Source organism: Neptuniibacter sp. PT8_73, assembly GCF_047778045.1.
GTDB lineage: Bacteria > Pseudomonadota > Gammaproteobacteria > Pseudomonadales > Balneatricaceae > Neptuniibacter.
The window spans coordinates 395,687-422,365 of sequence record NZ_CP180545.1; the positions used below are offsets into that span (position 1 = coordinate 395,687).

General features: G+C 45.2%; 19 protein-coding genes, 2 tRNA genes and 3 rRNA genes. 21 read left to right on the forward strand and 3 right to left on the reverse strand.

What is annotated here, in order from left to right:
• Positions 1–136 precede the first annotated feature (136 nt).
• Entirely contained in the window at positions 137–760 is a 624-nt protein-coding gene (locus ACMXYN_RS01765) for a sterol desaturase family protein (RefSeq protein WP_415893224.1), read from the forward strand.
• On the opposite strand, the gene ilvY is transcribed toward ACMXYN_RS01765, so the two are convergent.
• Complete coding sequence (ilvY, locus tag ACMXYN_RS01770; protein ID WP_415893225.1) at positions 761–1,639, reverse strand: HTH-type transcriptional activator IlvY; 879 nt, start codon at positions 1,637–1,639, stop codon at positions 761–763.
• Positions 1,640–1,791: 152 nt separating this feature from the next.
• Between ilvY and ACMXYN_RS01775 the strand changes: the two genes are divergently transcribed.
• The 7 genes from ACMXYN_RS01775 to ACMXYN_RS01805 all read left to right on the forward strand — a co-directional run bounded on the left by ACMXYN_RS01775 (position 1,792) and on the right by ACMXYN_RS01805 (position 8,982).
• Positions 1,792–2,790, forward strand: coding sequence for a patatin-like phospholipase family protein (locus tag ACMXYN_RS01775; protein ID WP_415893226.1), 999 nt, complete (start codon positions 1,792–1,794; stop codon positions 2,788–2,790).
• Between the two features lie 33 nt (positions 2,791–2,823).
• Entirely contained in the window at positions 2,824–3,579 is a 756-nt protein-coding gene (locus tag ACMXYN_RS01780) for a type 1 glutamine amidotransferase (RefSeq protein WP_415893227.1), read from the forward strand.
• 68 nt (positions 3,580–3,647) lie between these two features.
• Entirely contained in the window at positions 3,648–4,403 is a 756-nt protein-coding gene (gene pssA / locus ACMXYN_RS01785) for a CDP-diacylglycerol--serine O-phosphatidyltransferase (protein ID WP_415893228.1), read from the forward strand.
• Positions 4,404–4,832: 429 nt separating this feature from the next.
• Positions 4,833–5,942 carry a cytochrome c oxidase subunit II gene (coxB, locus tag ACMXYN_RS01790; RefSeq protein ID WP_415893229.1) on the forward strand — a complete coding sequence of 370 codons (1,110 nt, stop codon included), beginning with the start codon at positions 4,833–4,835 and terminating at the stop codon, positions 5,940–5,942.
• An 8-nt stretch (positions 5,943–5,950) separates the two neighbouring features.
• On the forward strand, positions 5,951–7,522 hold the full coding sequence (ctaD, locus tag ACMXYN_RS01795) for a cytochrome c oxidase subunit I (RefSeq protein ID WP_415893230.1): 1,572 nt from the start codon (positions 5,951–5,953) through the stop codon (positions 7,520–7,522).
• A gap of 21 nt (positions 7,523–7,543) precedes the next feature.
• Positions 7,544–8,101 carry a cytochrome c oxidase assembly protein gene (locus ACMXYN_RS01800; RefSeq protein ID WP_415893231.1) on the forward strand — a complete coding sequence of 186 codons (558 nt, stop codon included), beginning with the start codon at positions 7,544–7,546 and terminating at the stop codon, positions 8,099–8,101.
• On the forward strand, positions 8,098–8,982 hold the full coding sequence (locus ACMXYN_RS01805) for a cytochrome c oxidase subunit 3 (protein ID WP_415893232.1): 885 nt from the start codon (positions 8,098–8,100) through the stop codon (positions 8,980–8,982). Before ACMXYN_RS01800 ends, ACMXYN_RS01805 begins: the two co-directional genes overlap by 4 nt.
• A 4-nt stretch (positions 8,983–8,986) precedes the next feature.
• On the opposite strand, the gene ACMXYN_RS01810 is transcribed toward ACMXYN_RS01805, so the two are convergent.
• Positions 8,987–9,190 (reverse strand): twin transmembrane helix small protein, encoded by a 204-nt coding sequence (locus ACMXYN_RS01810; protein WP_415886762.1) that lies wholly within the window; start codon positions 9,188–9,190, stop codon positions 8,987–8,989.
• Positions 9,191–9,227: 37 nt separating this feature from the next.
• Here ACMXYN_RS01810 and ACMXYN_RS01815 point away from each other — a divergent pair, with 37 nt between their 5' ends.
• From ACMXYN_RS01815 to ACMXYN_RS01865, 11 genes are all read left to right on the forward strand, one after another.
• Positions 9,228–9,956, forward strand: coding sequence for an SURF1 family protein (locus tag ACMXYN_RS01815; RefSeq protein WP_415893234.1), 729 nt, complete (start codon positions 9,228–9,230; stop codon positions 9,954–9,956).
• Entirely contained in the window at positions 9,943–10,413 is a 471-nt protein-coding gene (locus tag ACMXYN_RS01820; protein ID WP_415893235.1) for a hypothetical protein, read from the forward strand. The genes ACMXYN_RS01815 and ACMXYN_RS01820 overlap by 14 nt, the downstream gene beginning before the upstream one ends.
• 15 nt (positions 10,414–10,428) lie before the next feature.
• The gene (locus ACMXYN_RS01825; RefSeq protein ID WP_415893237.1) at positions 10,429–11,430 is read left to right on the forward strand and encodes a COX15/CtaA family protein; all 1,002 of its coding nucleotides are present in this window, start codon (positions 10,429–10,431) and stop codon (positions 11,428–11,430) included.
• Complete coding sequence (gene cyoE, locus ACMXYN_RS01830) at positions 11,423–12,316, forward strand: heme o synthase (RefSeq protein ID WP_415893238.1); 894 nt, start codon at positions 11,423–11,425, stop codon at positions 12,314–12,316. The genes ACMXYN_RS01825 and cyoE overlap by 8 nt, the downstream gene beginning before the upstream one ends.
• A gap of 134 nt (positions 12,317–12,450) precedes the next feature.
• A complete protein-coding gene (locus tag ACMXYN_RS01835; protein WP_415890094.1) occupies positions 12,451–13,056 on the forward strand; it encodes a Yip1 family protein in 606 nt (201 codons plus the stop codon).
• Positions 13,057–13,678: 622 nt separating this feature from the next.
• A 16S ribosomal RNA gene (locus ACMXYN_RS01840) occupies positions 13,679–15,218 on the forward strand.
• A 68-nt stretch (positions 15,219–15,286) separates the two neighbouring features.
• Positions 15,287–15,363 (forward strand) — tRNA-Ile (locus ACMXYN_RS01845).
• 23 nt (positions 15,364–15,386) lie between these two features.
• Positions 15,387–15,462, forward strand: a tRNA-Ala gene (locus ACMXYN_RS01850).
• Positions 15,463–15,679: 217 nt separating this feature from the next.
• Positions 15,680–18,566 (forward strand): 23S ribosomal RNA (locus ACMXYN_RS01855).
• Positions 18,567–18,708: 142 nt separating this feature from the next.
• Positions 18,709–18,824: ribosomal RNA gene (gene rrf, locus ACMXYN_RS01860) — 5S ribosomal RNA — on the forward strand.
• Together the 16S, 23S and 5S rRNA genes with 2 tRNA genes alongside form the textbook arrangement of a ribosomal RNA operon.
• Positions 18,825–19,126: 302 nt before the next feature.
• The gene (locus tag ACMXYN_RS01865) at positions 19,127–19,930 is read left to right on the forward strand and encodes a substrate-binding periplasmic protein (protein ID WP_415893239.1); all 804 of its coding nucleotides are present in this window, start codon (positions 19,127–19,129) and stop codon (positions 19,928–19,930) included.
• A 46-nt stretch (positions 19,931–19,976) separates the two neighbouring features.
• Here ACMXYN_RS01865 and ACMXYN_RS01870 read toward each other — a convergent pair whose 3' ends face one another.
• Positions 19,977–21,944, reverse strand: coding sequence for a methyl-accepting chemotaxis protein (locus tag ACMXYN_RS01870; protein ID WP_415893240.1), 1,968 nt, complete (start codon positions 21,942–21,944; stop codon positions 19,977–19,979).
• 288 nt (positions 21,945–22,232) lie between these two features.
• On the opposite strand from ACMXYN_RS01870, the gene carA reads away from it, so the two are divergent.
• Entirely contained in the window at positions 22,233–23,366 is a 1,134-nt protein-coding gene (gene carA, locus ACMXYN_RS01875; RefSeq protein WP_415893241.1) for a glutamine-hydrolyzing carbamoyl-phosphate synthase small subunit, read from the forward strand.
• 101 nt (positions 23,367–23,467) lie between these two features.
• Positions 23,468–26,677 (forward strand): carbamoyl-phosphate synthase large subunit, encoded by a 3,210-nt coding sequence (carB, locus tag ACMXYN_RS01880; protein ID WP_415893243.1) that lies wholly within the window; start codon positions 23,468–23,470, stop codon positions 26,675–26,677.
• The last annotated feature ends 2 nt before the right edge of the window (positions 26,678–26,679 follow it).

Sequence of the window (26,679 nt, forward strand, 5' to 3'; positions counted from 1 at the left end):
CTGTTTTTTCGGCGTGTTCACTGTGATGGCCTGCTGGGAGCTTTACAGACCTTGTCGGCCTTTGCTGCAAGAAAAGTGGCTTCGCTGGCGATCGAATCTCAGTTTAGTTGTGCTTAATAGTTTGTTACTGAGGGTTATGTTTCCGGTAGCTGCTGTTGGTGTTGCTGGATATGCGCAGGCCAAAGGGTTTGGACTTTTTGTATGGTTGGATTTGCCTATTTGGTTGGAGGTCATACTAGCCATAGTGCTGCTGGATTTCCTGATTTATGCACAGCATGTTCTCTTCCATAAAGTTCCTTTGCTATGGCGTTTCCACCGCATGCATCATGCGGATCCAGAAATCGATGTGACCACGGGGGCTAGATTTCACCCTGTTGAAATTGTCCTGTCGATGTTGATTAAAATGTTGATGGTTTTTCTTCTGGGGCCAGCGGTGGTTGCTGTGATCCTATTCGAAGTGTTACTCAACGCTTCAGCTATGTTTAATCACTCAAATATCCAATTGCCTAAACTATTAGATAGAGTGATTCGTTGGCTGTTTGTTACCCCTGATATGCATCGAGTGCATCATTCAAAAATTCCCAGTGAGACGGATAGTAATTATGGCTTTGCGTTATCCTGTTGGGATCGAATCTGTATGACTTATATTGAGAAGCCCGCTAAAGGCCAAGCAGGTGTAGAGATCGGATTAAACGAGTTTAATGATCCAAACACCTCCTGCCGTTTGGGTGGTATGTTGATGTTACCGTTTAAAAAGTGATTATTTAGTTTGAGTTAGTTGTGACCAGAAGGCATTGATCAACGGGTTCTTAAGTTTTTTCTCTAAAGTCACTATCCCAACTTCATAGGGTTTGAGTTTAGGTGTAATGTCGAGTACTTCGACACTGTTTGCTAGTGGGCTGTTTTGCAGAACGATCTCAGGTACGACTCCTATACCAAACCCAAGACTTACCATGCTCACAATCGCTTCGTTACCCGATACCTGCGCGTAGATAATCGGTTTTATATCTTGATCTTTAAACCAGCGATCGACCCTTTTACGAGCCAAACCCGCTTCGGATAGGATCATCGGTGTGGAGCTATCTGGCCGAACCGGTGGCTTGTCTTGACCTTGTAGCCCCTGTTTTGGCGCTATGAAGAGTAGTGGCGAGATCGCAATCGTCTTAAACGCAATCCCCGCCGGTAAAGTGTCAGGTTTGGCGCTAATAGCAAAGTCTTCATCTCCTGAGAGTATTCGAGATATAGCGTGTTCATGATCCCCTGTGTGTAACTTGATCTCGATTTTGGGGTAGTCGGTACGGAACTCACTCAAGATATCGAACAGGAAACTGTAACTGGCGGTAACCGAGCAATACATACTGATTTCGCCTTGAAGCTCTCCCGACCTTTCCATCAGTTGAGTGCGCACCATATCCCACTGACCTAGGGAATCGCGGGCATAGTCTAAGAAGATCTTTCCTTCTGCGGTCAGGGCAACACTGCGGTTATCTCGTTCAAACAGATCTGTACCGACTTCTTCTTCCAGCTGTTTGATGCTTCTACTAAGAGCTGAAGGACTGATATAAGAAGCTTCGCTTGCTCGGCCAAAGTGTAAGGTTTCGGCTAAGTGAACGAATTGTTTGAGCTGTTTGATATCCATACTATTGCGCTTTTTCGAATGTTTCTCTTATTTTATGCCATTTTTTAACCTGATTGGAGTTGGGTTGCCTGTTTTTTGTTCAGTTTTGTCATATTTCTATGTTATTTTCTATGTTGTTATTGTGCGGTGCACAAAAGCAACGGGAGGTGCATATGACTAAGTCATTGAATTTGGCATTACAGGGTGGTGGTGCTCATGGGGCATTTGCATGGGGCGTTTTGGATCGTTTACTTGAAGAGGATATCAAGCCTCAAGCGATCAGTGGAACTAGTGCGGGGGCCATGAATGCTATTCTACTTGCACATGGTTGGCAGTTGAATGGTGCGTCGGGAGCAAAGGATTTATTAGACCAATTTTGGCACAGGGTCTCTCTTAACTCTCCTTCGGAGTTGATAGGTTCGCAGCTGCCAGATTCCCAAATGACGGCGATGACAGGGCTTATGCTCAATCTATTGCGTTATCTATCCCCTTACGATCTTAATCCGCTCGATATCAATCCATTGCGTGGTCTACTGGATGATATTGTCGATTTTGAAATGCTGAGAAATGATGGATCAATACAGTTATTCATCGCTGCTACCGATGTTACAACAGGCAAAATTCGTCTATTTAGAGAGAATGAGCTGACCACGGAGCATGCTTTAGCTTCGGCGTGTTTACCTACGTTGCATCAAGCCATTGAAATTGAAGATTGTTACTACTGGGATGGAGGCTTCTCCGGCAATCCTGCGGTGTATCCGCTGATCTTTGATTGTCAGGAAGAAGATATCCTAATGGTTCTGCTTCAGCCTATGCAGGGACGTGAACTGCCGACGACCTCTCATGCGATCAACCAACGTGTTACTGAGCTGGGTTTTCAAAGTACTTTCTTGCGAGAGATGAGAGCGATCAGCTATACCCGACAGCAGGCTAAAGATAAGTTTTTCAGTACCAGTAGTTTGGAGCGACGATTCAAAGCGTTACGTTTTCATCTGATTGAATCGGGTGAAGTGTTATCTAGTCTGGAACAAGCCAGCAAATATGATACCCGGCAGGAATTTCTTTTAGGTCTCAAGGAAAAGGGACGAAATGCCGCAGAACAGTGGATTGGATCAAACTTCAGTGCGATAGGGCAGAGGCCAAGTTGTGACATCGAGGCGATGTTTTTATAGTACTAAGATAAAGTATTGGTATGGATGGGAAGCATGGTGAAAAGTCGGGACCAACTGAAGTTATTGCTGCTTCAGATCCGAGATGAAGATCAAGTTCGCAGGGAAGAGCTAGAGAGTTTTGCTGAATACTGCGGGGTTAATATCGAGCAGTTTGATGTGCTTAATGTTTTTGATACACCGACATTTCCAGATACTGCTGCCGATAATTATGACGCTTTGCTAGTCGGTGGTGCCAGTGAAGCTAATGTGCTTTTTCCAGACATTTACCCATTTGTAGATCAGTGTCAGCAGCTCATTTTACGTTGCGCGCAAATAGACAAACCAGTGTTTGCCTCCTGCTTTGGTTTTCAGTTAGCGGTATTAGCGCTTGGTGGTGAGATCTTGCATCGAGAGAAAGATTTTGAGATGGGTACAATACCTATATCGCTTGATCACAGTGTTTGGCAAGATCCAATATTTCGTGATACCCCAGACAACTTTTATGCCGTTTCTGTACACAAACAGTACGCCAAAACATTGCCGAAAAATTGTGCTTCCCTTGCTTACACTGAGCAATGTATCCACGCATTTAGGTTAAAAGATAAGCCGTTCTGGGCTTTTCAATTTCATCCGGAAGTTGGTAAACGAATCTTGGTTGAGCGACTGACCTTTTACAAAGATAAATACACAGATGGAGATGATCACCTTGATCAGGTGCTAGCGACTGCACAAGAAACGCCTCAATCAAATGCGTTGCTAACTAAATTTGTGGATAGAATTCTATTAGATCAGGATCATCTAGATCTCTAGAAATGGCATCCTGACGCTGGTCACAGTAGAATGGGGTTTCTCTATATTATGGAATATAAAAAATCGCGATGAATGAGCCGCAAAATCAAGATAATCAAGAACCAGTAAAGCCTCGTAGCCGTGGTATCTACCTACTGCCTAATTTATTCACAACAGGTGCGCTTTTTTCTGGGTTCTATGCAATTGTTGCGAGCATGAATGGGCACTTTGAAAATGCCGCAATAGCGATCTTTGTTTCGATGGTATTGGATGGGCTCGATGGTCGAGTAGCGCGTATGACCAATACCTCCAGTGCATTTGGGGCTGAATACGATTCACTAGCGGATATGGTTTCCTTTGGTGTAGCGCCTTCGCTTGTGGTGTTCTCTTGGGTCTTGGATGATATTGGCAAACTGGGTTGGTTCGCTGCGTTTATCTATGTCGCAGGAGCGGCTTTAAGACTCGCTCGTTTCAATACCCAAATTGGTTCGACAGATAAGCGTTACTTTATCGGTTTACCTAGCCCAGCGGCAGCGGCTGCCGTCGCCGGTTTAGTATGGGCAGCGACCGAGTATGAAATAGATGGATCAGCTTATGTATATTTGATTGCTGCATTTGTTGCTTTGGTCGGTGTATTGATGGTGAGCAATGTACTTTATTACAGCTTCAAAGATGTAAGCTTAAAAGAGAAAGTTCCTTTCTTGATCTTGGCGGGTATTGTTTTGGCTGTTGGTATTATCTCTATCAGCCCACCAGCATTCTTATGGATTCTATTCCTAGCTTACGCAGTATCTGGACCTCTATTGTGGGTTATGCGAAAAACTAAGCAGAAGCCTGCGGCCTAAGGGTCAGCTAGAAGCATTTTAGAATTTTTTAAACGGCTCCTTTACGGGGCCGTTTTTCTGCTATACCTCATAATAGCCCTTGTAGAAGGAGGTTATTATGAAACCCTTTCCTTGTAATTGTCGCCCCCTTAAAACCCTTGTTTATACGGTAATCTTTTTGCTCATTATTATCGCGATGATGAGTGGTGCATTTATGTTGGTGGATAAGATCTGACGTCTATAACTACTTATGACGTCCTTGCAAAATTTTCATCGCTGCTATACTTGCAGTTAACAACCAAGCGGATTGGTCGGAAATGATAGGACGGAGTCCAGGCGGAAAGAGAGCCTGCCCGAACCCTGTCGCTACCGACGTTGAAATAGAAGTACAACGCCCTTAGTGAGAGGTTTCTGACAGGCTCTTTTGCGTGTATAGCAAAGGGGGCTGCTATGATAAAAACAATATCGGGATTTGTTGCACTGTTATTGTTTGCTAATAATCTCCAGGCTGATTGGGAGGTAAATCTCACTCGAGGTGTTACCGAAATCAGTCGAGAGGTCTATGACCTGCACATGATCATTTTCTGGATCTGTGTGGCTATTGGTGTCGTTGTTTTTGGCGTGATGCTCTGGTCGGTGATCTATCATCGAAAGTCCAAAGGAGCAAAAGCGCATAACTTTCATGAAAGCCTTGTTGTCGAAATTGCTTGGACCTTAATTCCCTTCGTTATCCTGATTGCCATGGCCGTTCCTGCAACGGCAACCTTAATCAAAATGTACGATAACTCAGAATCTGAAGTCGATATTCAGATTACTGGTTATCAGTGGAAATGGCGCTATCAGTATTTAGCTGAAGATATCGATTTCTTCTCAAGCCTCTCTACTTCGAGAGAGCAGATAAATAACAAAGAAGCCAAAGGCGAACATTATTTACTTGAAGTGGATAACCCTTTGGTGATTCCTGCAGGTAAAAAAGTACGCTTTTTACTGACCGCTAATGACGTAATTCATTCTTGGTGGGTACCGGATCTCGCGGTAAAGAAAGATGCAATTCCCGGTTTTATAAATGAAGCGTGGACCATTGTGGATAAACCCGGTGTTTATCGTGGGCAGTGTGCAGAGCTTTGCGGTAAAGATCACGGTTTTATGCCGATCGTTGTCGAAGTGAAAACGCCAGAAGAGTATGAGGCTTGGCTAGCTGAGGTTAGGCAAGCAGATCAAGAAAAAGCAGCTGAAGGGCAAAAGGATTGGAACCTAGCTGAGCTGATGGAAACCGGTGAAGCGGTTTATAACAAAAACTGTTTAGCCTGCCACCAAGCCAATGGTGAGGGAATTCCAGGTGTTTTCCCCGCTTTGAAAAATAGTCCAATAGCTTTGGGAGAGCCGGGGCCTCATATCGATATTGTGCTTAACGGTAAAAAAGGCACGGCGATGCAGGCGTATAGGGATCAACTGTCGGCTGTGGAACTGGCTGCTGTAATTACTTATGAGCGAAACGCTTGGGGTAATAAAGTGGGCGATCTAGTGACACCCGCGCAGATTGCAGAGTTGAAAGAGTAGGAGGGGGCATGGATACGGTTGCAGCTTCTCATCATCATGGTCCGGCTACCGGTATAGGGCGTTGGTTATTCACAACCAATCATAAAGATATTGGTACTCTCTATCTCTGGTTTAGCTTTTTAATGTTCCTTACCGGCGGATGCATGGCATTGCTGATTCGAGCTGAGCTATTTCAGCCGGGATTACAGCTGATACAGCCAGACTTCTTTAATCAGATGACCACCATGCATGGCTTAATCATGGTTTTTGGTGCGGTCATGCCGGCGTTTGTTGGCTTAGCCAACTGGATGATCCCTATCATGGTTGGTGCTTCAGATATGGCGTTACCAAGAATGAATAACTGGAGTTTTTGGATTCTGCCTTTCGCTTTCGCGATGATGCTGTCTACTCTATTTATGGATGGCGGTGCGCCAAATTTTGGTTGGACATTCTATGCGCCGTTATCGACTACCTATGCACCCCCTAGTGTGACCTTCTTTATCTTCGCTGTGCACATGATGGGGATTAGCTCGATTATGGGGGCGATCAATATCATTGCCACCATACTCAATATGCGTGCGCCGGGTATGACCATGATGAAGTTGCCACTCTTCGTTTGGACTTGGTTGATTACGGCATTCCTCTTGATTGCAGTGATGCCAGTGTTAGCCGGTGTAGTTACGATGATGTTGATGGATATTCACTTCGGAACCAGCTTTTTTGATGCTGCTGGGGGTGGTGATCCAGTGTTATTTCAGCATGTATTCTGGTTCTTTGGTCATCCTGAGGTTTATATCATGATCTTGCCTGCTTTCGGTATTGTCAGTGAGATCATTCCAACTTTCGCAAGGAAGAAACTGTTTGGTTATACCTCGATGGTTTATGCCACAGCTTCTATAGCTATTCTATCCTTCATCGTTTGGGCGCATCATATGTTTACAGTCGGCCTACCTTTGGCTGGTGAATTGTTCTTTATGTTCACAACGATGCTGATTGCCGTGCCTACAGGGGTCAAAGTCTTTAACTGGGTAGCGACGATGTTTCGTGGCTCTATGACGTTCGAAACGCCGATGCTATTTGCGCTCGCATTTGTTGTGCTTTTCACCATCGGTGGCTTTTCTGGATTGATGTTGGCGATCGCTCCGGTCGATTTTCAATACCACGACACGTACTTTGTTGTTGCCCATTTCCACTATGTCCTAGTGCCCGGTGCGGTCTTCGCCATTATGGCTGGAGCTTATTATTGGTTACCTAAGTGGTGCGGCAATTATTACAACGAAACCATGGGTAAAGTGCATTTCTGGTGTAGTTTTATCGGGGTGAATATCACCTTTTTCCCTATGCATTTTATCGGCTTAGCGGGTATGCCACGTCGTATACCTGACTATGCACTTCAGTTTGCCGATTTCAATGCGGTGGCTTCAGTAGGTGCGTTTATCTTCGGGCTATCGCAACTAATTTTCCTTTATAACATTGTGAGCTGTATTCGTAAGGGTAAGCAGGCCAGTGCGGAAGTTTGGGAAGGGTCTCACGGTTTAGAGTGGACCCTACCATCCCCTGCGCCTTATCACAGCTTTAGTACACCGCCAGAGGTGAAATAACAGCACTTTTGAGAGGTTGTTATGGCAGAGCAACGACATAAGAAAACAGTGCTATCACTGTTAAGTGGAACCCTGATTATGTTTGGGTTTGGCTTCGCGTTGGTACCTCTATATGACGTGTTTTGTGATATCACGGGGCTAAACGGCAAAGTGGATCTGGTTGCAGCGGAGCCGAGTTTGGTTGTGGATAACAGTCGGCAGGTAAAATTGCAGCTGGTGGCTATTAACAACGAATCTATGCCTTGGCGATTTAAACCAGAAAAAACTTCTATCATCTTGTCGCCTGGGGAAATGTATCAAACAGCCTATAAGGCGCGCAATTTGACCGATAACTTCATGATTGCGCAAGCAGTCCCTTCGGTTTCACCTTCAGAAGCTGCGCCTTATGTGCAAAAGATTAATTGTTTCTGTTTCGAACGGCAGCCACTAAAAGCGAAAGAATTAAAGGCGATGCCGCTGGTTGTTTCTATCGCGCCAGAGCTTCCTAAGCACATCAAAACAGTAACACTCTCATATACTCTATTTGATATCACACCAGAAGCGGAAGTGAATTTGTCTGCGAGGAGGAACTCTCTATGAGTACTCAAACTTACTATGTGCCAGAACAAAGCCGTTGGCCTATTTTAGCATCGATCGCTTTGTTCTTTATGGCTTACGGTGCAGGCAGCTTAATCAATAGCTTTACCGCAGAAGAGGCTGGTGGAGCCGGTTTAATTCTTCTATTAGCCGGTGCATTGGGAATGGGGCTTATTTTGTTGGGCTGGTTTAGCAACGTTATCCATGAAAGTGGTGAAGGCTTATACAGCCCACAAATGGATCGTTCATTCCGCTGGGGGATGAGCTGGTTTATCTTCTCTGAGGTAATGTTCTTTGCTGCATTCTTTGGCACTTTATTTTATGTCAGGACGTTAGCGGTGCCTTGGCTGGGTGGTGAAGGTGACAAAGGTGTTTCTAACATGCTGTGGGAAGGTTTTGAGGCGCAGTGGCCTTTAATGGTGACACCAGATCAAAATGCTTTTCCGGGCCCTAAAGAGGTAATAGACCCTTGGCATATACCACTTTTCAACACCATTTTACTGATCGCATCTAGTTTTACCGTCACCCTTGCACATAAAGCACTTAAGTTGGATCAACGCTCTAGGGTGGTGTTTTGGTTAGCTGTGACTGTCTTGCTGGGCAGTGTGTTTCTATATTTTCAAGCTTATGAGTATGTACTTGCTTACAACGAATTAGGTTTAACGCTTAATGCCGGTATATACGGGGCGACCTTTTTTATTCTTACAGGTTTTCATGGATTACATGTCACTTTAGGCACGCTGATGTTGATCATTATTTGGTTGCGGGTAATCAAAGGGCATTTCAGTTCAGAAAAGCATTTTGGTTTTGAGGCGGTGGCTTGGTATTGGCACTTTGTTGATGTGGTATGGGTCGGCTTATTTCTATTTGTTTATATCTTGTAGTCGATTAAAGCCCGTGGGGAACAATCTCACCGGTATAGAAGCCGTAAATAAGTACCGCGATGATCATGACGCTAAAGGTGACCCGAAAGAAAAGTGAGTTAACGGTTCGATGAGATTGGCCTTGATCTCTTACTAAGAAGTAAAGACCGGAAAATAAGCTGATTAGAACGGCAATAAAGAGAAGTAGTAAAAGCAATTTTAACGACATGTGCAGTACCTGATAGCTGTCCTTGGTGTAGGTAACTATGAGTAAAGTTCAGAGTAGTTCAGCCTTCAAGTGGATGTTGTGGATATCTGGAATTGTATTGTTGCCATTATTGATCGGACTGGGACTCTGGCAGTTGGAAAGAGCGGAACAGAAGCAAGAGCTATTGGATAGCTGGCAACAAGCAATACCAAGTCAGGAATTGCCGTTGGAGCAAGAGATGACAAGAGGGAGTTATAAAGCGGTTATCTTGAAGGGAGTATTCGATCGAGAACGGTACTTTCTTTTAGACAATCGTGTCCGCAAAGGGCGCGCTGGTTATGAAGTCGTTGCTCTATTTACTGCGGATAGCGGTCGAAGTGTATTGGTGAATCTTGGTTGGGCTTTAGCTTCGCTGGATCGAGGGATTATACCTGAATTCGTCTTACCCGAAGGTCAGCAAACGATTAGCGGCAGTGTCAGGGTTATTGAGAAAGGTTTTGCTTTATCAGGTGATGATCTAGCAGAGGATCGGTGGCCTAAGGTCATTCAGCAATTGGATGCGGAAAAAATGTCGTCTCGGTTGGTTATAGATATTGAGTCATTGGAAATAAGGCTAACGGAACCGCTGGTTTCTGGCTTGGATCTAAATTGGCCAGTAGTGAATATGAAGCCCGAGAAACATTTAGGTTATGCATTTCAATGGTTCGCTATGGCATTTGCGTTGTTGTGTTTATTGATTTGGAGCGCTCTAAAAATAAGAAAGGAGGCCATATATGAGCAGGTTTAGTTTTTGGCTTGTTTGGGCGGTTGGCTTGGTGCCCATGCTGGTGGCTTCTTTTATGTTTTTTACGGGAGTGATGATTCCAGAGCAACGCGTTCATTCAGGTACTTTGCTTTCCGATCAGCATATTAATGATCTGAATTTGGTTGGGAGTGAACTGACACAGCGTAAGTGGCAATTGTTGTTAACTAAGCAAGCTGATTGTGTTGAGCGTTGCGAACAATGGTCGAAGGTGCTGACCAATCTGCATACAGCATTAGGTAAGGAGCAAGATCGGGTTAAGTTGTTACAAGTTGATCTGGGCGCAACCTCGCTAGATAAAAATGAGTTTGGAAAGTTAGGAACGGCAATATGGGTAGTCGACCCCTTAGGCAATATGGTGCTGCGATATACATTATCAGATGAGCCGAGTCTGATTCTTAAAGATCTACGCAAGCTGTTGAAAATGTCCCGGATTGGCTAAACCAAAGGGGAATCAATGTTAAAGCTGATATGGCGGTTGAGTAATGTAGCAATAGTGCTTGCGCTCTGCGTTGTATTTCTAGGGGCGTGGACTCGCATTAATCATGCGGGACTAAGCTGTCCTGACTGGCCGGGATGTTATGGCTATATGGTGATGCCTACTGACCAAACAGCGTTGACTGAAGCGCAAGACATTTACCCTGATACACCAATAGAACTTGGTAAAACAGCACTAGAAATGGGCCATCGTTATTTAGCGGGCTCTTTAGGCTTGGTTATAGCTGCTTTGGCTTTTTGCGCCTATAAGTTGAGGCGCGTGCAAACATATCCGGTTTATTTAAGTTATGGCTTGCTCTTGTTAGTCACTGTACAGGCTGTATTTGGGATGTGGACAGTTACTTTGAAGCTTTATCCGCCAGTAGTGACTTTGCATCTGTTAGGTGGAGTACTGACGTTAACAGGTGTCTATGTCCTCAGAAGCAAAGTGAATACATTGATGGCTGGAGTGAAAAAGCAAAAGACTAAATGTAGTAAGTGGATCAAGTATACATTGGCTGTTCTGTTGCTGCAGATAGTGTTGGGTGGTTGGACCAGCTCAAACTATGCAGGACCAGCTTGTGGTCATTGGCTAAGTTGTAGCATGGGAGAGAATACCAGTAGTGATTTTACGAGAGGTTTTAATCTGACGGAAACCATTGGCCCAAATTACCAAGGTGGTTTGCTGCCGTTAGATGCGCGTGTGGCAATTCAGCAGGGGCATAGAATCGGTGCGCTGGTGGTTTTAATTGTGTGTACTTGGCTGGTGGTTAAATTACATCGACAGATATACATGCGAAGTTGGCTATATGGCTTGTTAGCTTTGTTATCGATCCAGATATTTCTAGGTGGATTAAACGCTATTTATGCAGTGCCTGATTTGTTAGCCATTGGGCATCATGCAGTAGCGGTTGGATTATTGTTGGTTCTATTAAAAATTTATGAGCTACGGCTACGGACTGTAGAGGTGAATCATGGATAACCAAGAATTAGTAAGTATTGGTAAAGACGAGGTTTCTTGGCGAGATTATCTAGTTTTATGTAAGCCCAAGGTTGTTGTCGTTATGCTGGTAACTGCTGCTGTAGGGATGTTTCTGGCAGTGGAGGAAATTCCACCGATCAGTAATGTCATTTTAGGCCTTGTTGGAATTGGCGTGGCTGCAGGTTCAGCAGCTGCAGTCAATCACATCATGGATCGTAAGATTGATGAAAAAATGGCCCGGACCAAAAGGAGGCCTTTACCCCAAGGCAAATTAAGTCCGTTACAAGCACTATTATTCGCCGCTATTCTGGGTGTCTCAGGAATAGCTATCTTGGTCTTTTGGGTTAATGCGCTGACGGCCTGGCTAACAGTGGCTGCGTTAATGGGTTACGCGGTGGTCTATACTGTATGGCTGAAAAGAGCGACACCGCAGAATATTGTAATAGGCGGAATAGCAGGTGCAGCTCCACCACTATTAGGCTGGACCGCTGTAACAGGCTCGATAGAACCTAACGCGTTGCTACTTGTGCTTATTATCTTTGCTTGGACACCTCCGCATTTTTGGGCTCTGTGTATAGCTCGTAAAGAAGATTATGCAAAAGCAGGTATACCAATGCTGCCTGTTACCCATGGTGTTTCGTATACCCGTTTGCAGATCCTGCTATATAGCTTGTTAATGGTGGCAACGACGTTATTCCCGGTTATGACGGGAATGAGTGGAGCGATCTATCTAATTTTGGTTTTAGCACTAAATATTAGATTTTTATACAGGGTTGCTTGCTTGTGGACAGAGCCAAGTCAGTCACCCATGTTACTTTTTAAATACAGTATCAATTACATCATATTGTTGTTTGTAGCATTACTTGTAGATCATTACATGATATGAAAAACAGCAATGGTTAAGACTTAAAGTTCCTGAAACCTGTGGAAATGGAGAGAAACTCAGTAATGAAACAAGAAGTTAATTGATGTAGCGCTAATGGATTGGTGCTGCACCTAAATTAAACGAGGGGATGCATCATGTTTATTCAACATATGATGGGAATAATGTACCACCCAAAAGAAGAATGGGGGCAAATAAGAAAAGAGCACTACAGCGCGTCGCATATTTATATGCAACAAATTAGTATTCTGGCTGCGATACCAGCAATCTCAATGTTCATCGGGACAACCCAGATAGGTTGGAGCATTGCAGGTTCTGAGTATGTAAAACTGGATGCTATGAGCGCCTTGCCTGCTGCAATCGCATTTTACTTTGCAATGTGGGTTGGAGTTGGGTTTATAACATGGGCCATTCATTGGATGGAAAAGAACTATGGCGGCAACGTATCATTTGATGATTGCCTATCGCTAGCAACATACACGGCGACTCCAATGTTCTTAGCAGGGTTGTCTGCGCTTTATCCATTACTGTGGTTCAATGTCACCGTTGGATTATTCGCGGTATGTTACACGGTCTACCTACTTTATATAGGTGTACCAGTAATAATGAAAATACCTGAAGAGAGAGCCTTTCTGTTTTCAACATCTATACTGACAGTAGGTCTCTGTACACTAGTAGGTATTATTGTTGCCTCAGTAATTCTGTGGGGAACAGTGATTCCACTAAACTATATACCGGTGTAATGGTTTAATTAGCTATAAATTACACCGAAATTGAAAGGCGCTTAAGGAAATATATAGGCGCCTTTCTTGTTTGTTGTACACGTAATAATCACTCCTGATCAGTCTTTGATCGAAATTCGGCGTTTTGTAAGTTTTTTTCAACTTTTTTCATTTTTTTTAAGATTGGGTGTTGACCCTTTTTCAGATGTCTGTAGAATTCGCCGTCCTTGCTTAGGGAGGCCGCCAAAACGGGGCTGATTGAGCTAAGCGAGGTGCTTAGTAAGTGATTGAAAACATTGGTTTTTCAGATTGCTTACGGAGCAGGATTCAAAGTCCGGTTGCTGAGTAAAAAATTTTACAAAATTGCAAAATAAACGGTTGACTTTGAATGAGCGCACAGTAGAATATGCGCCTCGCTTGAGACGAAACGCTGAGTCAGCGGAGAGTCAAAAAAGCAACGCTCTTTAACAATTTGATCAGATAATTCGTGTGGGCGCTTGTTGAGAAGAAGCAAACTTTTTCTAGACAAGCAACCAAGTGAATTCATTTAAAGCGATTTACAAAGGTTTAACGTTCTTAAGAATGTTATCCGGTTGTTTAGTACTAGAGCCCGTTACCACATTCCTGGTAACAACAATGATTTAAACTGAAGAGTTTGATCATGGCTCAGATTGAACGCTGGCGGCAGGCCTAACACATGCAAGTCGAACGGTAACATGACTAGCTTGCTAGTTGATGACGAGTGGCGGACGGGTGAGTAACGCGTAGGAATCTACCCAGTAGCGGGGGATAAGCCAGAGAAATTTGGTCTAATACCGCATACGCCCTACGGGGGAAAGCAGGGGATCTTCGGACCTTGCACTATTGGATGAGCCTGCGTGAGATTAGCTAGTTGGTGAGGTAATGGCTCACCAAGGCGACGATCTCTAGCTGGTCTGAGAGGATGATCAGCCACACTGGAACTGAGACACGGTCCAGACTCCTACGGGAGGCAGCAGTGGGGAATATTGCACAATGGGCGCAAGCCTGATGCAGCCATGCCGCGTGTGTGAAGAAGGCCCTAGGGTTGTAAAGCACTTTCAGCAGTGAGGAAAGGTTGTAAGTTAATACCTTGCAACTGTGACGTTAACTGCAGAAGAAGCACCGGCTAACTCCGTGCCAGCAGCCGCGGTAATACGGAGGGTGCGAGCGTTAATCGGAATTACTGGGCGTAAAGCGCGCGTAGGTGGATTGGTCAGTCAGATGTGAAAGCCCAGGGCTCAACCTTGGAACTGCACCTGATACTGCCAATCTAGAATACGGTAGAGGGTAGTGGAATTTCCTGTGTAGCGGTGAAATGCGTAGATATAGGAAGGAACACCAGTGGCGAAGGCGACTACCTGGACCGATATTGACACTGAGGTGCGAAAGCGTGGGGAGCAAACAGGATTAGATACCCTGGTAGTCCACGCCGTAAACGATGTCTACTAGCCGTTGGGAGACTTGATCTTTTAGTGGCGCAGCTAACGCGATAAGTAGACCGCCTGGGGAGTACGGCCGCAAGGTTAAAACTCAAATGAATTGACGGGGGCCCGCACAAGCGGTGGAGCATGTGGTTTAATTCGACGCAACGCGAAGAACCTTACCAACTCTTGACATCCAGAGAAGTTACTAGAGATAGTTTCGTGCCTTCGGGAACTCTGAGACAGGTGCTGCATGGCTGTCGTCAGCTCGTGTTGTGAAATGTTGGGTTAAGTCCCGTAACGAGCGCAACCCTTGTCCTTATTTGCCAGCACTTCGGGTGGGAACTCTAAGGAGACTGCCGGTGACAAACCGGAGGAAGGTGGGGACGACGTCAAGTCATCATGGCCCTTACGAGTTGGGCTACACACGTGCTACAATGGCCGGTACAGAGGGCCGCGAACCTGCGAGGGTAAGCTAATCTCAGAAAACCGGTCGTAGTCCGGATTGGAGTCTGCAACTCGACTCCATGAAGTCGGAATCGCTAGTAATCGCGAATCAGAATGTCGCGGTGAATACGTTCCCGGGCCTTGTACACACCGCCCGTCACACCATGGGAGTGGATTGCACCAGAAGTAGCTAGCTTAACCTTCGGGAGGGCGGTTACCACGGTGTGGTTCATGACTGGGGTGAAGTCGTAACAAGGTAGCCCTAGGGGAACCTGGGGCTGGATCACCTCCTTAAACGAAAGCCGATTCTCGGCAAGCGTTCACACGAATTATCTGATCAGAGAAGTTAAGAGCAACGGTGTAGGCTTGTAGCTCAGCTGGTTAGAGCGCACCCCTGATAAGGGTGAGGTCGGTGGTTCAAGTCCACTCAGGCCTACCAATAATAGCCTTACTGTTTTCTTTGGGGCTATAGCTCAGCTGGGAGAGCGCCTGCTTTGCACGCAGGAGGTCTGCGGTTCGATCCCGCATAGCTCCACCATCATCCTTCGGGATGAGAAGGAAGAGTTTTAAAACATATTGTCGGTTTTGACATTATCTTTTAAAGCTTTTTTGCTTTAAACGCTCTTTAACAATTTGGATTTGATTCATTTGATTTAGATTTAAGACATGTAGTTTTACTGCATGCGCCAATTCGGCGAAATCTATCGTTACTAGCAATACAAGTTACTGTGATTCCAGACGCCTTCGGGTTATATGGTCAAGTGACTAAGCGTGCACGGTGGATGCCTTGGCAGTCAGAGGCGATGAAGGACGTTGTAACCTGCGATAAGGTTCGGGGAGGTGGTAAACAACCTTTGATCCGGACATTTCCGAATGGGGAAACCCACCTATTTATAGGTATCTTTTAACTGAATACATAGGTTATTAGAGGCGAACCTGGGGAACTGAAACATCTAAGTACCCAGAGGAAAAGAAATCAACCGAGATTCCCTAAGTAGCGGCGAGCGAACGGGGACTAGCCCTTAAGCTTTATTAGATTTAACAGAACACTCTGGAAAGTGTGGCCATAGTGGGTGATAGCCCCGTATGTGAAAGGTCTTTTAAAGTGAAATCGAGTAGGACGGCACACGTGAAACGCTGTCTGAATATGGGGGGACCATCCTCCAAGGCTAAATACTCCTGACTGACCGATAGTGAACCAGTACCGTGAGGGAAAGGCGAAAAGAACCCCTGTGAGGGGAGTGAAATAGACCCTGAAACCGTGTACGTACAAGCAGTGGGAGCCGTTTTCGGACGGTGACTGCGTACCTTTTGTATAATGGGTCAGCGACTTACTTTTAGTGGCAAGGTTAAGCATTTGCGGAGCCGTAGGGAAACCGAGTCTTAATAGGGCGTCCAGTCGCTAGGAGTAGACCCGAAACCGAGTGATCTATCCATGGGCAGGTTGAAGATGCAGTAACATGCATTGGAGGACCGAACCGACTGTCGTTGAAAAGCCAGCGGATGACTTGTGGATAGGAGTGAAAGGCTAATCAAACTCGGAGATAGCTGGTTCTCCTCGAAAACTATTTAGGTAGTGCCTCGTGTCTAACCATGGGGGTAGAGCACTGTTTCGGCTAGGGGGTCATCCCGACTTACCAACCCGATGCAAACTCCGAATACCCATGAGTTCAATCACGGGAGACACACGGCGGGTGCTAACGTCCGTCGTGGAAAGGGAAACAACCCAGACCGTCAGCTAAGGTCCCAAAGTTTATGCTAAGTGGGAAACGATGTGGGAAGGCTTAGACAGCTAGGAGGTTGGCTTAGAAGCAGCCACCCTTTAAAGAAAGCGTAATAGCTCACTAGTCGAGTCGGCCCGCGCGGAAGATATAACGGGGCTAAGCATAACACCGAAGCTACGGATGCACTTTGTGCATGGTAGAGGAGCGTTCTGTAAGCTGTTGAAGCGGAAGCTGTAAGGCACCGTGGAGGTATCAGAAGTGCGAATGCTGACATGAGTAACGATAAGGGAGGTGAAAACCCTCCCCGCCGGAAGACCAAGGGTTCCTATCCAACGCTATTCGAGGTAGGGTGAGTCGGCCCCTAAGGAGAGGCTGAAGAGCGTATCCGATGGGAAACAGGTTAATATTCCTGTACTGCTCATAACTGCGATGGGGGGACGGAGAAGGCTAGGCTAGCGCGGCGTTGGTTGTCCGCGTTTAAGATAGTAGGTTTAGAGCTTAGGTAAATCCGGGCTCTTTTAAGACCGAGAATCGATGACGAGGTCCTTTATGGACTGAAGTAGTTGATGCCATGCTTCCAGGAAAATCCTCTAAGCTTCAGGTTATGACTAACCGTACCCTAAACCGACACAGGTGGTCAGGTAGAGAATACTAAGGCGTATGAGAAAACTCGGGTGAAGGAACTAGGCAAAATGGCACCGTAACTTCGGGAGAAGGTGCGCCGGTTTTGGTGATGGGACTTGCTCCCTAAGCTGAGGCCGGTCGAAGATACCAGGTGGCTGCGACTGTTTATTAAAAACATAGCACTCTGCAAACTCGAAAGAGGACGTATAGGGTGTGACGCCTGCCCGGTGCCGGAAGGTTAATTGATGGGGTTAGCGCTTGCGCGAAGCTCTTGATCGAAGCCCCGGTAAACGGCGGCCGTAACTATAACGGTCCTAAGGTAGCGAAATTCCTTGTCGGGTAAGTTCCGACCTGCACGAATGGCGTAACGATGGCCACACTGTCTCCACCCGAGACTCAGTGAAATTGAAATAGCTGTTAAGATGCAGTTTACCCGCGGCTAGACGGAAAGACCCCGTGAACCTTTACTACAGCTTCACAGTGGACTTTGACATTACTTGTGTAGAATAGCTGGGAGGCTTTGAAACCCTGTCGCCAGATAGGGTGGAGCCACCTTTGAAATACCAGCCTGGTAATGTTGAGGTTCTAACCCAGTTCCCTAAGCGGGATCGGGGACATTGTGTGGTGGGTAGTTTGACTGGGGCGGTCTCCTCCCAAAGAGTAACGGAGGAGCACGAAGGTACCCTCAGCATGGTCGGAAATCATGCAATGAGCGCAAGAGTAGAAGGGTGCTTGACTGCGAGACAGACACGTCGAGCAGGTACGAAAGTAGGTTCTAGTGATCCGGTGGTTCTGTATGGAAGGGCCATCGCTCAACGGATAAAAGGTACTCCGGGGATAACAGGCTGATACCGCCCAAGAGTTCACATCGACGGCGGTGTTTGGCACCTCGATGTCGGCTCATCACATCCTGGGGCTGAAGCCGGTCCCAAGGGTATGGCTGTTCGCCATTTAAAGTGGTACGCGAGCTGGGTTTAGAACGTCGTGAGACAGTTCGGTCCCTATCTGCCGTGGGCGTTTGAGATTTGAGAAGAGTTGCTCCTAGTACGAGAGGACCGGAGTGAACGAACCTCTGGTGTACCGGTTGTGATGCCAATTGCATTGCCGGGTAGCTACGTTCGGACGGGATAACCGCTGAAAGCATCTAAGCGGGAAGCCTCCTTCAAGATGAGATCTCACTGGGAACTTGATTCCCCTAAAGGGCCGTTGAAGACTACGACGTTGATAGGTTGGGTGTGGAAGCGCTGTGAGGCGTTGAGCTAACCAATACTAATTGCCCGTGAGGCTTGACCATATAACGCCCAAGGCGTTTGGCAAGTGACTTGTAAGATATGTAAGACGATAGAGAGTAACGAATTAGCGCGTAGTTGAGCTACAGTCGAAAGCTTATCTAGATCAAATAAAAGAAGAATCAGATCTAAGTTGTAACAGTTTTGCTTGGCGACCATAGAGTTGTGGAACCACCTGAATCCATCCCGAACTCAGACGTGAAACGCAACATCGCCGATGGTAGTGTGGGGCTTCCCCATGTGAGAGTAGGTCATCGCCAAGCATTTAATTAAGAGAAAACCCCGGTCACGCTGTGATCGGGGTTTTTTCGTTGTGGGGCTAAAACAATACGAGGAAGTATTTACACTAGTCTTTATCCATATAGACTCTCTAGCAACCAGCAACCAGCAACCAGCAACCAGCAACCAGCAACCAGCAACCAGCAACCAGCAACCAGCAACTAGCAACTAGCAACTAGCAACTAGCAACTAGCAACTAGCAACTCAATAAACTTGCTGCATATTCATCCTTCTATCTATACTGCTTCAGAGGATTCTGTCTTACCCAACGCGAAAGGTGTAGGTGATGAAGAGCGTTAAGTTCTATTTTAATTGTTGTTTTATATCATTAATGGCGGTTATCTCTGCTTCTTTGCATGCAGAAGAGTGTAAGGTTTTAACAGCGACAGGGAATTCAGAATACCCACCTTATCTTTGGCGTGCTGATGATGGTACTACCGATCTGTTAGGTGCGAATCGTTTGATTATGGATGAGCTAGGTAAGCGCTTGGGTGTTGAGATTCAACTTCAGGATGTCGGTTCATGGGCCAGAGCGCAGGATATGCTTCGTTCCGGCAGGATTGATTTGATGGCTGGGGCTTTTTATACGATCCCTCGGAACCAGTATATGGATTATGTTTATCCAGCTTTCCTCAATACAAAGAGTGTTGTTTGGCGGCGTAAAGGGTCTGGTCTTGTATACGATAAGCGAGAAGACCTTATTGGAAGGTCGGGTGTAACAGTAATAAACAATAGTTTTGGTCAAGAGTTTGATGAGTACGCAAAGGCCAATTTGAATTTGCAGTATGTTGCGTCTCTAAAGCAGGCTTTTCTTATGATTAAGCGGTCAAGAGCTGACTACGCTTTATACGAGCAGAACCCTGGATTGGCTTATGCGGATTTGCTTGGCTATAAATCAGATCTTGAAGTGCTTGACCCAGCTATTAGTAGTGAGGGTTTGTATCTAACTATTTCACATAAATCCAAATGTAACACTGGTGCCTTAAGAGGGATGTTGGCTAAAGCAATAAGGGATATGGAGACAGACGGTTTTATGGCCAATGCCTTAAAAGTAAGTCTTAAAAACTGGAATGAGTTTTCTGCAAAGTAGATTGTTTAACTATAAAAAGCCCGGCATAAGCCGGGCTTTTTATTTGTTAATGTAGTTTTGAAATGACTGCGGTTAATTGTTCGCTTGCGAATGATAGTTGCTCTGCTTGTTTTTTGTTTGTTTCAGCTGCAGATTTTGTATATTGGCTTAATGTATTTGTTGTCTCAATTGTATCTGTTATTTCTGAGGTCACGGAGGTCTGTTCTTCAGTTGATGACGCAATCAAAACACTCATGTCGTTAATTTCACTGATTGAATTTCTTATGATTTTGATTGCTGCTTGAGCATCTTTTGCAAGATTTACAGTGTCGGTTGCAGCTCTTTGTTGGATGCCCATTTTCTCAACAGTTTGCTCGGTCGTTTGATTTAAACGGGTTGTAATTCTCTGGATTTCGTCTGCTGATTTTGCTGTGTTTGCAGCAAGGTTTCTCACTTCGTCTGCAACTACAGCAAATCCGCGACCTGTTTCTCCTGCCCGTGCTGCTTCGATTGCTGCGTTTAAGGCCAATAAGTTGGTTTGCTCTGCAAAGCCTTGTATTACACCTAGTACATTTTGTATGGCGATAGAATCTTCTTGTAGGGCGTTCAATGATTCTGATGTTGCTGCAATTTCATTGTTGAGCTTATCAATATGGTCGCCCGTAGCTTTAATTTGCTCATAGCCTTTATTTGCTAGTTGTGAGGCTTCGAGTGTCGCTGAACTGCTTTGTGTTGCTCTTGTTGCTACTTCCGTAAATGAGCTGTTTAGCTGTGTTATTTGTACTACAGCATTTTCGGTAGCTGCTTGTTGCTGTTGAACGGTGTTTTCTAATTGCGTTGCTTCTGTAATAGCGCTGTTTTGGAGTTGCCTTAAATTGTTGGTTTCCTGCTCGATATCCATAAGGAATTTTTTGAAGAAGTGTTGTAGCCTGTCTATGGCGCTATTAAGTGTTTCGGCTTCAGTTAATCTTGAGTCTATTTGGATATTGCTGCTAAATTTTCCATGTGACAGTTGATCTATATATTCCGTTGTTACAATCAGGATGCTGCCTAATTTACGCAGTAACATGTTCATGGATATACCTGTTGCAATAATCAGGATGGTACATATGGCCATGATTAGGTATACCGAGAAGCGAATGTCCTCATATTTATCTGCGATAATGCTGGCGATATTTGCTACTAATTGCTCTAAATTAGCCACATTTTTCTGAGCGGCGGAGCTAGATTCGGTTTTTTGTTGACTAAACTTTTTCGCATTTTGAAGTTCTTTCGGATACCGATTAACAAGATCTTTAATGCTTGCTAAGGGTTCATCGCCAATTTCTTCTTTGTTGTTATCGCTCTCCTCGGTTGCAAGGCCTAGTAAAGAGGAGAGGTCATCCTGATCATCTGTTTCTTTGAATATGCCTAGTCGCTCAAGTTTGTTGATTGATTCTGCGTCCTTTTTAAGCTCAGTTAGGATGAATTCAATCTGTTGTAAGCTCTCGCTTTTGTTATTTTCAAAGAAGCTTTGGCGGCTGTGGCTGAGAAGAATAGTGTTTTTTTGCAGGCTTAATAGTAGATCTACATAGCTATTCTTGATGTGGTTTTGATCGTAACTTGCTTTATCTGCATATTCTTTGACGGATTGTATAGCGTCGTTTAATTCTCTTTCATTATGTATGAGTAATACTTCTGGTTGTGCTAGTTTTCCTGCAGCGCGCAATTCTGTAAGGGTTTTGCTCTTTATGTTCTTTAATTTATCTAGAACGCCAGCTCGTATCTCTTCTGGTAAGTTTCTTTGTGTGCTGACTGAAAGCTCTTCAAGATTATTTTCTATTGTTGTAAGTAAGGTTGCATCCCCTGTCATTAAATACTTTGACACGGGCTGTTCAAGTTTTATGTTGATTTCATTGATGTAGCCATGATAGTCGTCTTTCATCTTGAAGGCGGAATCTAGACGTTCTAAGGACCAAAAAATTGCGGCAGCCAGTAAAATTACGATTAGGGCTAAAGTTATGCTCGCAATGCGTGTAATCGTTGAAATCTTCATAAGGGGCCTTATGTTTATGGGAGCGGTGTTTGATACTGTTTCTTGTAGTGCTTTTTACTTCAATAATGTGACAGATGTATTAATTGACCGTTTGTTACATAACTCTTTTCGTCGAGTGCGATGGACAGATTGGCGAATTTGGCATAGAATGCAGTCGTTTTGCCTAAGGCAAAATTTACACACAGGTTTCTAAAACAAAAAAGCGAGGTTAACTTCAGGTTTTACCTCGCTTTTTTGCACGTATCGTTTCTGATTTTTGTTGTTGCGCATTTACGCGGGGAGGTTCAATTGGCGAGACCAGCCATTCTTGCTCTTGAAGACGGAAGCATTTTCAAGGGCGTAGCCATTGGCGCAGACGGTCTGTCTAGCGGCGAGGTTGTATTTAATACCTCTATGACGGGTTACCAGGAGATCCTAACGGATCCATCATACTGCCGTCAGATTGTTACCCTGACATATCCACATATTGGTAATACTGGCACAAATACGGAAGATGAAGAATCTTCTCGCACGTGGGCTGCTGGTTTAGTCATTCGTGACCTTCCATTGGTTGCGAGTAACTTCCGTAATGAAAAGAACCTTGATGATTATCTTAAGGATAACAATATCGTTGGTATCGCTGATATTGATACACGACGTTTAACACGTATTTTGCGTGAAAAGGGTTCTCTTAACGGTTGCATCATGGCCGGTGATATTGATGAAGCTAAAGCGCTAGCTGAAGCTAAATCGTTCCCAGGTCTAAAAGGTATGGATCTAGCTCAAGTTGTTACAACTGAAGAGACATACGAGTGGACTTCTTCTACTTGGAAACTAGGTCAAGGTCATGAAGAGAAAACTGCAGCAGATCAAGAGTTCCATGTTGTTGCATATGACTATGGTGTGAAACGCAATATCTTGCGCATGTTGGTTGAGCGCGGTTGCCGTCTAACGGTTGTACCTGCAAAAACACCTGCTGCAGAAGTGTTAGCGATGAATCCAGATGGCGTATTCCTATCTAATGGTCCTGGTGATCCAGAGCCATGTGATTACGCAATTGCTGCTATTGAAGAGATCTGCAAAACAGATCTACCTGTATTTGGTATCTGCTTGGGTCATCAGCTACTTGCTTTGGCTTCTGGTGCTAAAACAGTAAAAATGAAGTTTGGTCACCACGGTGCAAACCACCCAGTTCAAGATTTGGATGGTAAGCAAGTGATGATTACGTCTCAAAACCACGGTTTTGCCGTTGACGAAGATGCACTTCCAGAAAATGTGCGTGCTACGCATAAATCTCTGTTTGATGGCTCTTTGCAGGGTATTGAGAGAACTGATCGTGCGGCGTTTAGTTTCCAGGGTCACCCTGAAGCTAGCCCAGGCCCACACGATGTTGCGCCTCTATTTGATCGCTTCATCGAAGATATGAAGGCTGCGAAAGCTTAATCGCAGTTTGGCCTGAGTTAACAGGCTTTTGAAACGATACAAGGCAGGTGTGAATTAGCCGCCTGCCGCAGTTATTAACTGATACGACTGGTTTATTACCGATGCCAAAACGTACGGACTTAAAAAGTATTTTGATTCTTGGTGCTGGCCCGATTGTTATCGGTCAGGCATGTGAATTCGACTATTCTGGCGCACAAGCTTGTAAAGCTTTGCGTGAAGAAGGTTACCGCGTCATTCTGGTTAACTCTAACCCTGCAACCATTATGACTGATCCAGCGATGGCTGACTCAACTTATATTGAGCCAATCAACTGGAAGACAGTAGAAAAGATTATCGCCAAAGAAAAGCCTGATGCACTTCTACCTACAATGGGTGGTCAGACTGCATTGAACTGTGCTTTGGATCTTGAGCGTGAAGGCGTTCTTGAAAAGCATGGCGTTGAGATGATCGGTGCTAACGCTGACACGATCGATAAAGCGGAAGACCGTGATCGTTTCGATAAGGCGATGAAAGCAATTGGCCTTGAATGCCCTCGTGCTGCAATTGCTCACAGTATGGAAGAAGCGTTACAGGTTCAAGCGCAGCTAGGCTTCCCATGTATCATTCGTCCTTCTTTCACTATGGGTGGTACCGGTGGTGGTATTGCGTATAACAAAGAAGAGTTTATCGAGATCTGTGAGCGTGGTCTGGATCTTTCTCCAACAACTGAGTTGTTGATCGACGAATCTTTGATCGGTTGGAAAGAGTACGAGATGGAAGTTGTTCGTGATAAAAACGACAACTGTATCATTGTTTGTGCTATCGAAAACTTCGATGCAATGGGTGTTCACACGGGTGACTCTATCACTGTTGCACCAGCGCAAACGCTTACTGATAAAGAATATCAAATCATGCGTAATGCCTCCTTGGCAGTACTACGTGAAATCGGCGTAGAAACCGGCGGCTCTAACGTACAGTTTGGTGTAAACCCGAAAGATGGCCGTATGGTTGTAATCGAGATGAATCCTCGTGTATCTCGTTCTTCCGCTTTGGCATCTAAAGCGACTGGCTTCCCAATTGCAAAAGTAGCTGCGAAGCTAGCAATTGGCTACACACTAGATGAGTTACAAAATGATATCACTGGCGGTGCTACGCCAGCGTCTTTCGAGCCATCTATTGACTACGTTGTTACTAAGATCCCCCGTTTCACTTTCGAGAAATTCCCTCAGGCAAATGATCGTCTGACAACTCAGATGAAGTCTGTTGGTGAGGTTATGGCAATTGGTCGTACTCAGCAGGAATCTCTACAGAAGGCTCTTCGTGGTCTAGAGGTTGGTGCGACTGGTCTCGACCCAATCATCGACATTGCTAGCGAAGATGCGCGTTCTACGATCGTACGTGAAATGAAAGAGCCGGGTGCTGAGCGTATCTGGTATCTAGGCGATGCATTCCGTATGGGTATGAGCGTCGAAGAACTATACGAGATCAGTGGTATTGATCCTTGGTTCTTGGTTCAAGTGGAAGACATTATTAAAGATGAGCAGCGCGTATCTGAGACGGCTATGTCCGATCTTGATAAAGATGCTGTGTTCCGTCTTAAGCGTAAAGGTTTCTCTGATGAGCGCTTGGCAACTCTTCTTGGTGTTTCTGAGAAGCAGTTCCGTAAGCATCGTCATAACCTAGATGTACGTCCGGTTTATAAGCGTGTTGATACATGTGCCGCTGAATTCGCATCTGATACAGCTTACATGTACTCCTCTTATGAAGAAGAGTGTGAAGCGAATCCTTCTGACCGTGACAAGATCATGGTTATCGGTGGTGGTCCAAACCGTATCGGTCAAGGTATCGAGTTTGACTACTGCTGTGTGCATGCAGCACTTGCAGCGCGTGACGACGGTTTCGAAACAATCATGGTTAACTGTAACCCTGAGACTGTTTCTACTGATTACGATACATCTGATCGTCTGTTCTTCGAGCCAATCACGCTTGAAGATGTGCTTGAAATCGTAAATGTTGAGAAGCCAAAAGGTGTTATCGTTCAGTACGGTGGTCAGACACCATTGAAACTAGCTGTTGCACTTGAACAAGCTGGTGTACCAATTATTGGTACTTCTCCAGAAGCGATTGATCGTGCAGAAGACCGTGAACAGTTCCAGCAAATGCTGAAGCGCCTTGGTCTTAAGCAGCCAGAAAACGCGACTGTACGTTCTCTAGAAGAAGCGATCATCGAAGCTGATAAGCTTGGTTACCCGCTAGTTGTTCGTCCATCTTATGTGCTAGGCGGTCGTGCAATGGAGATCGTTTACAAAGAGGAAGAGCTGCGCCGCTACATGAATACTGCGGTACAGGTATCTAACGACGCACCAGTATTGTTGGATCACTTCCTGAATGCAGCGGTTGAAGTTGATATTGATGCAGTTTGCGACGGTAAGGATGTGGTTATCGGTGCAATCATGCAGCATATCGAGCAAGCGGGTGTTCACTCTGGTGACTCTGCATGTTCATTCCCTCCGTATAGTCTTGCTGATGATGTTCAAGATGAAATGCGTGAGATGGTACGTAAGATGGCGTTGGAACTAGGTGTAGTTGGCCTAATGAATACGCAGCTTGCATATCAGGATGGTGAAATTTACGTGATTGAGGTTAACCCTCGTGCATCCCGTACAGTGCCGTTTGTTTCTAAGTGTATCGGTGTTTCTCTAGCGAAAATCGGTGCGCAGGTAATGACTGGTAAGTCTCTAGCTGAACTTGGGTTCACTAAAGAGATCGTACCAACATTGTTTAACGTGAAAGAAGCTGTATTCCCGTTCAACAAGTTCCAAGGTGTTGATCCAATTCTATCCCCAGAGATGAAATCTACTGGTGAAGTAATGGGTGTTGGCGCTACCTTCGGTGAAGCGTTTATGAAGGCGCAGATCGGTGCGGGCGAAACTATGCCGCAAGCGGGTAAGGCGTTCATCTCTGTACGTGAAGTTGATAAAGATGCTTCCATGCAGATTGCTAAAGATCTAGCTGAGCTAGGCTTCACGCTAGTCGCTACTCGCGGTACTGCTAAGCTAATGGCTGAGCAGGGCCTTGAGGTTGAAGTTGTAAATAAAGTGATGGAAGGTCGTCCAAACATTGTTGATATGATCAAGAATGATGAGATTGCTTACATTGTGAATACGACAGAAGGCCGTAAAGCGATTGAAGATTCTGCTGATATTCGTCGTAGCGCTCTACAGCATAAAGTGCCATATACCACTACATTGGCAGGTGCTGAAGCGATTACTATGGCACTACAGTACGGCGAAGAGAAAGAAGTTCGTCGCGTTCAGGATATAGGAGCATAATT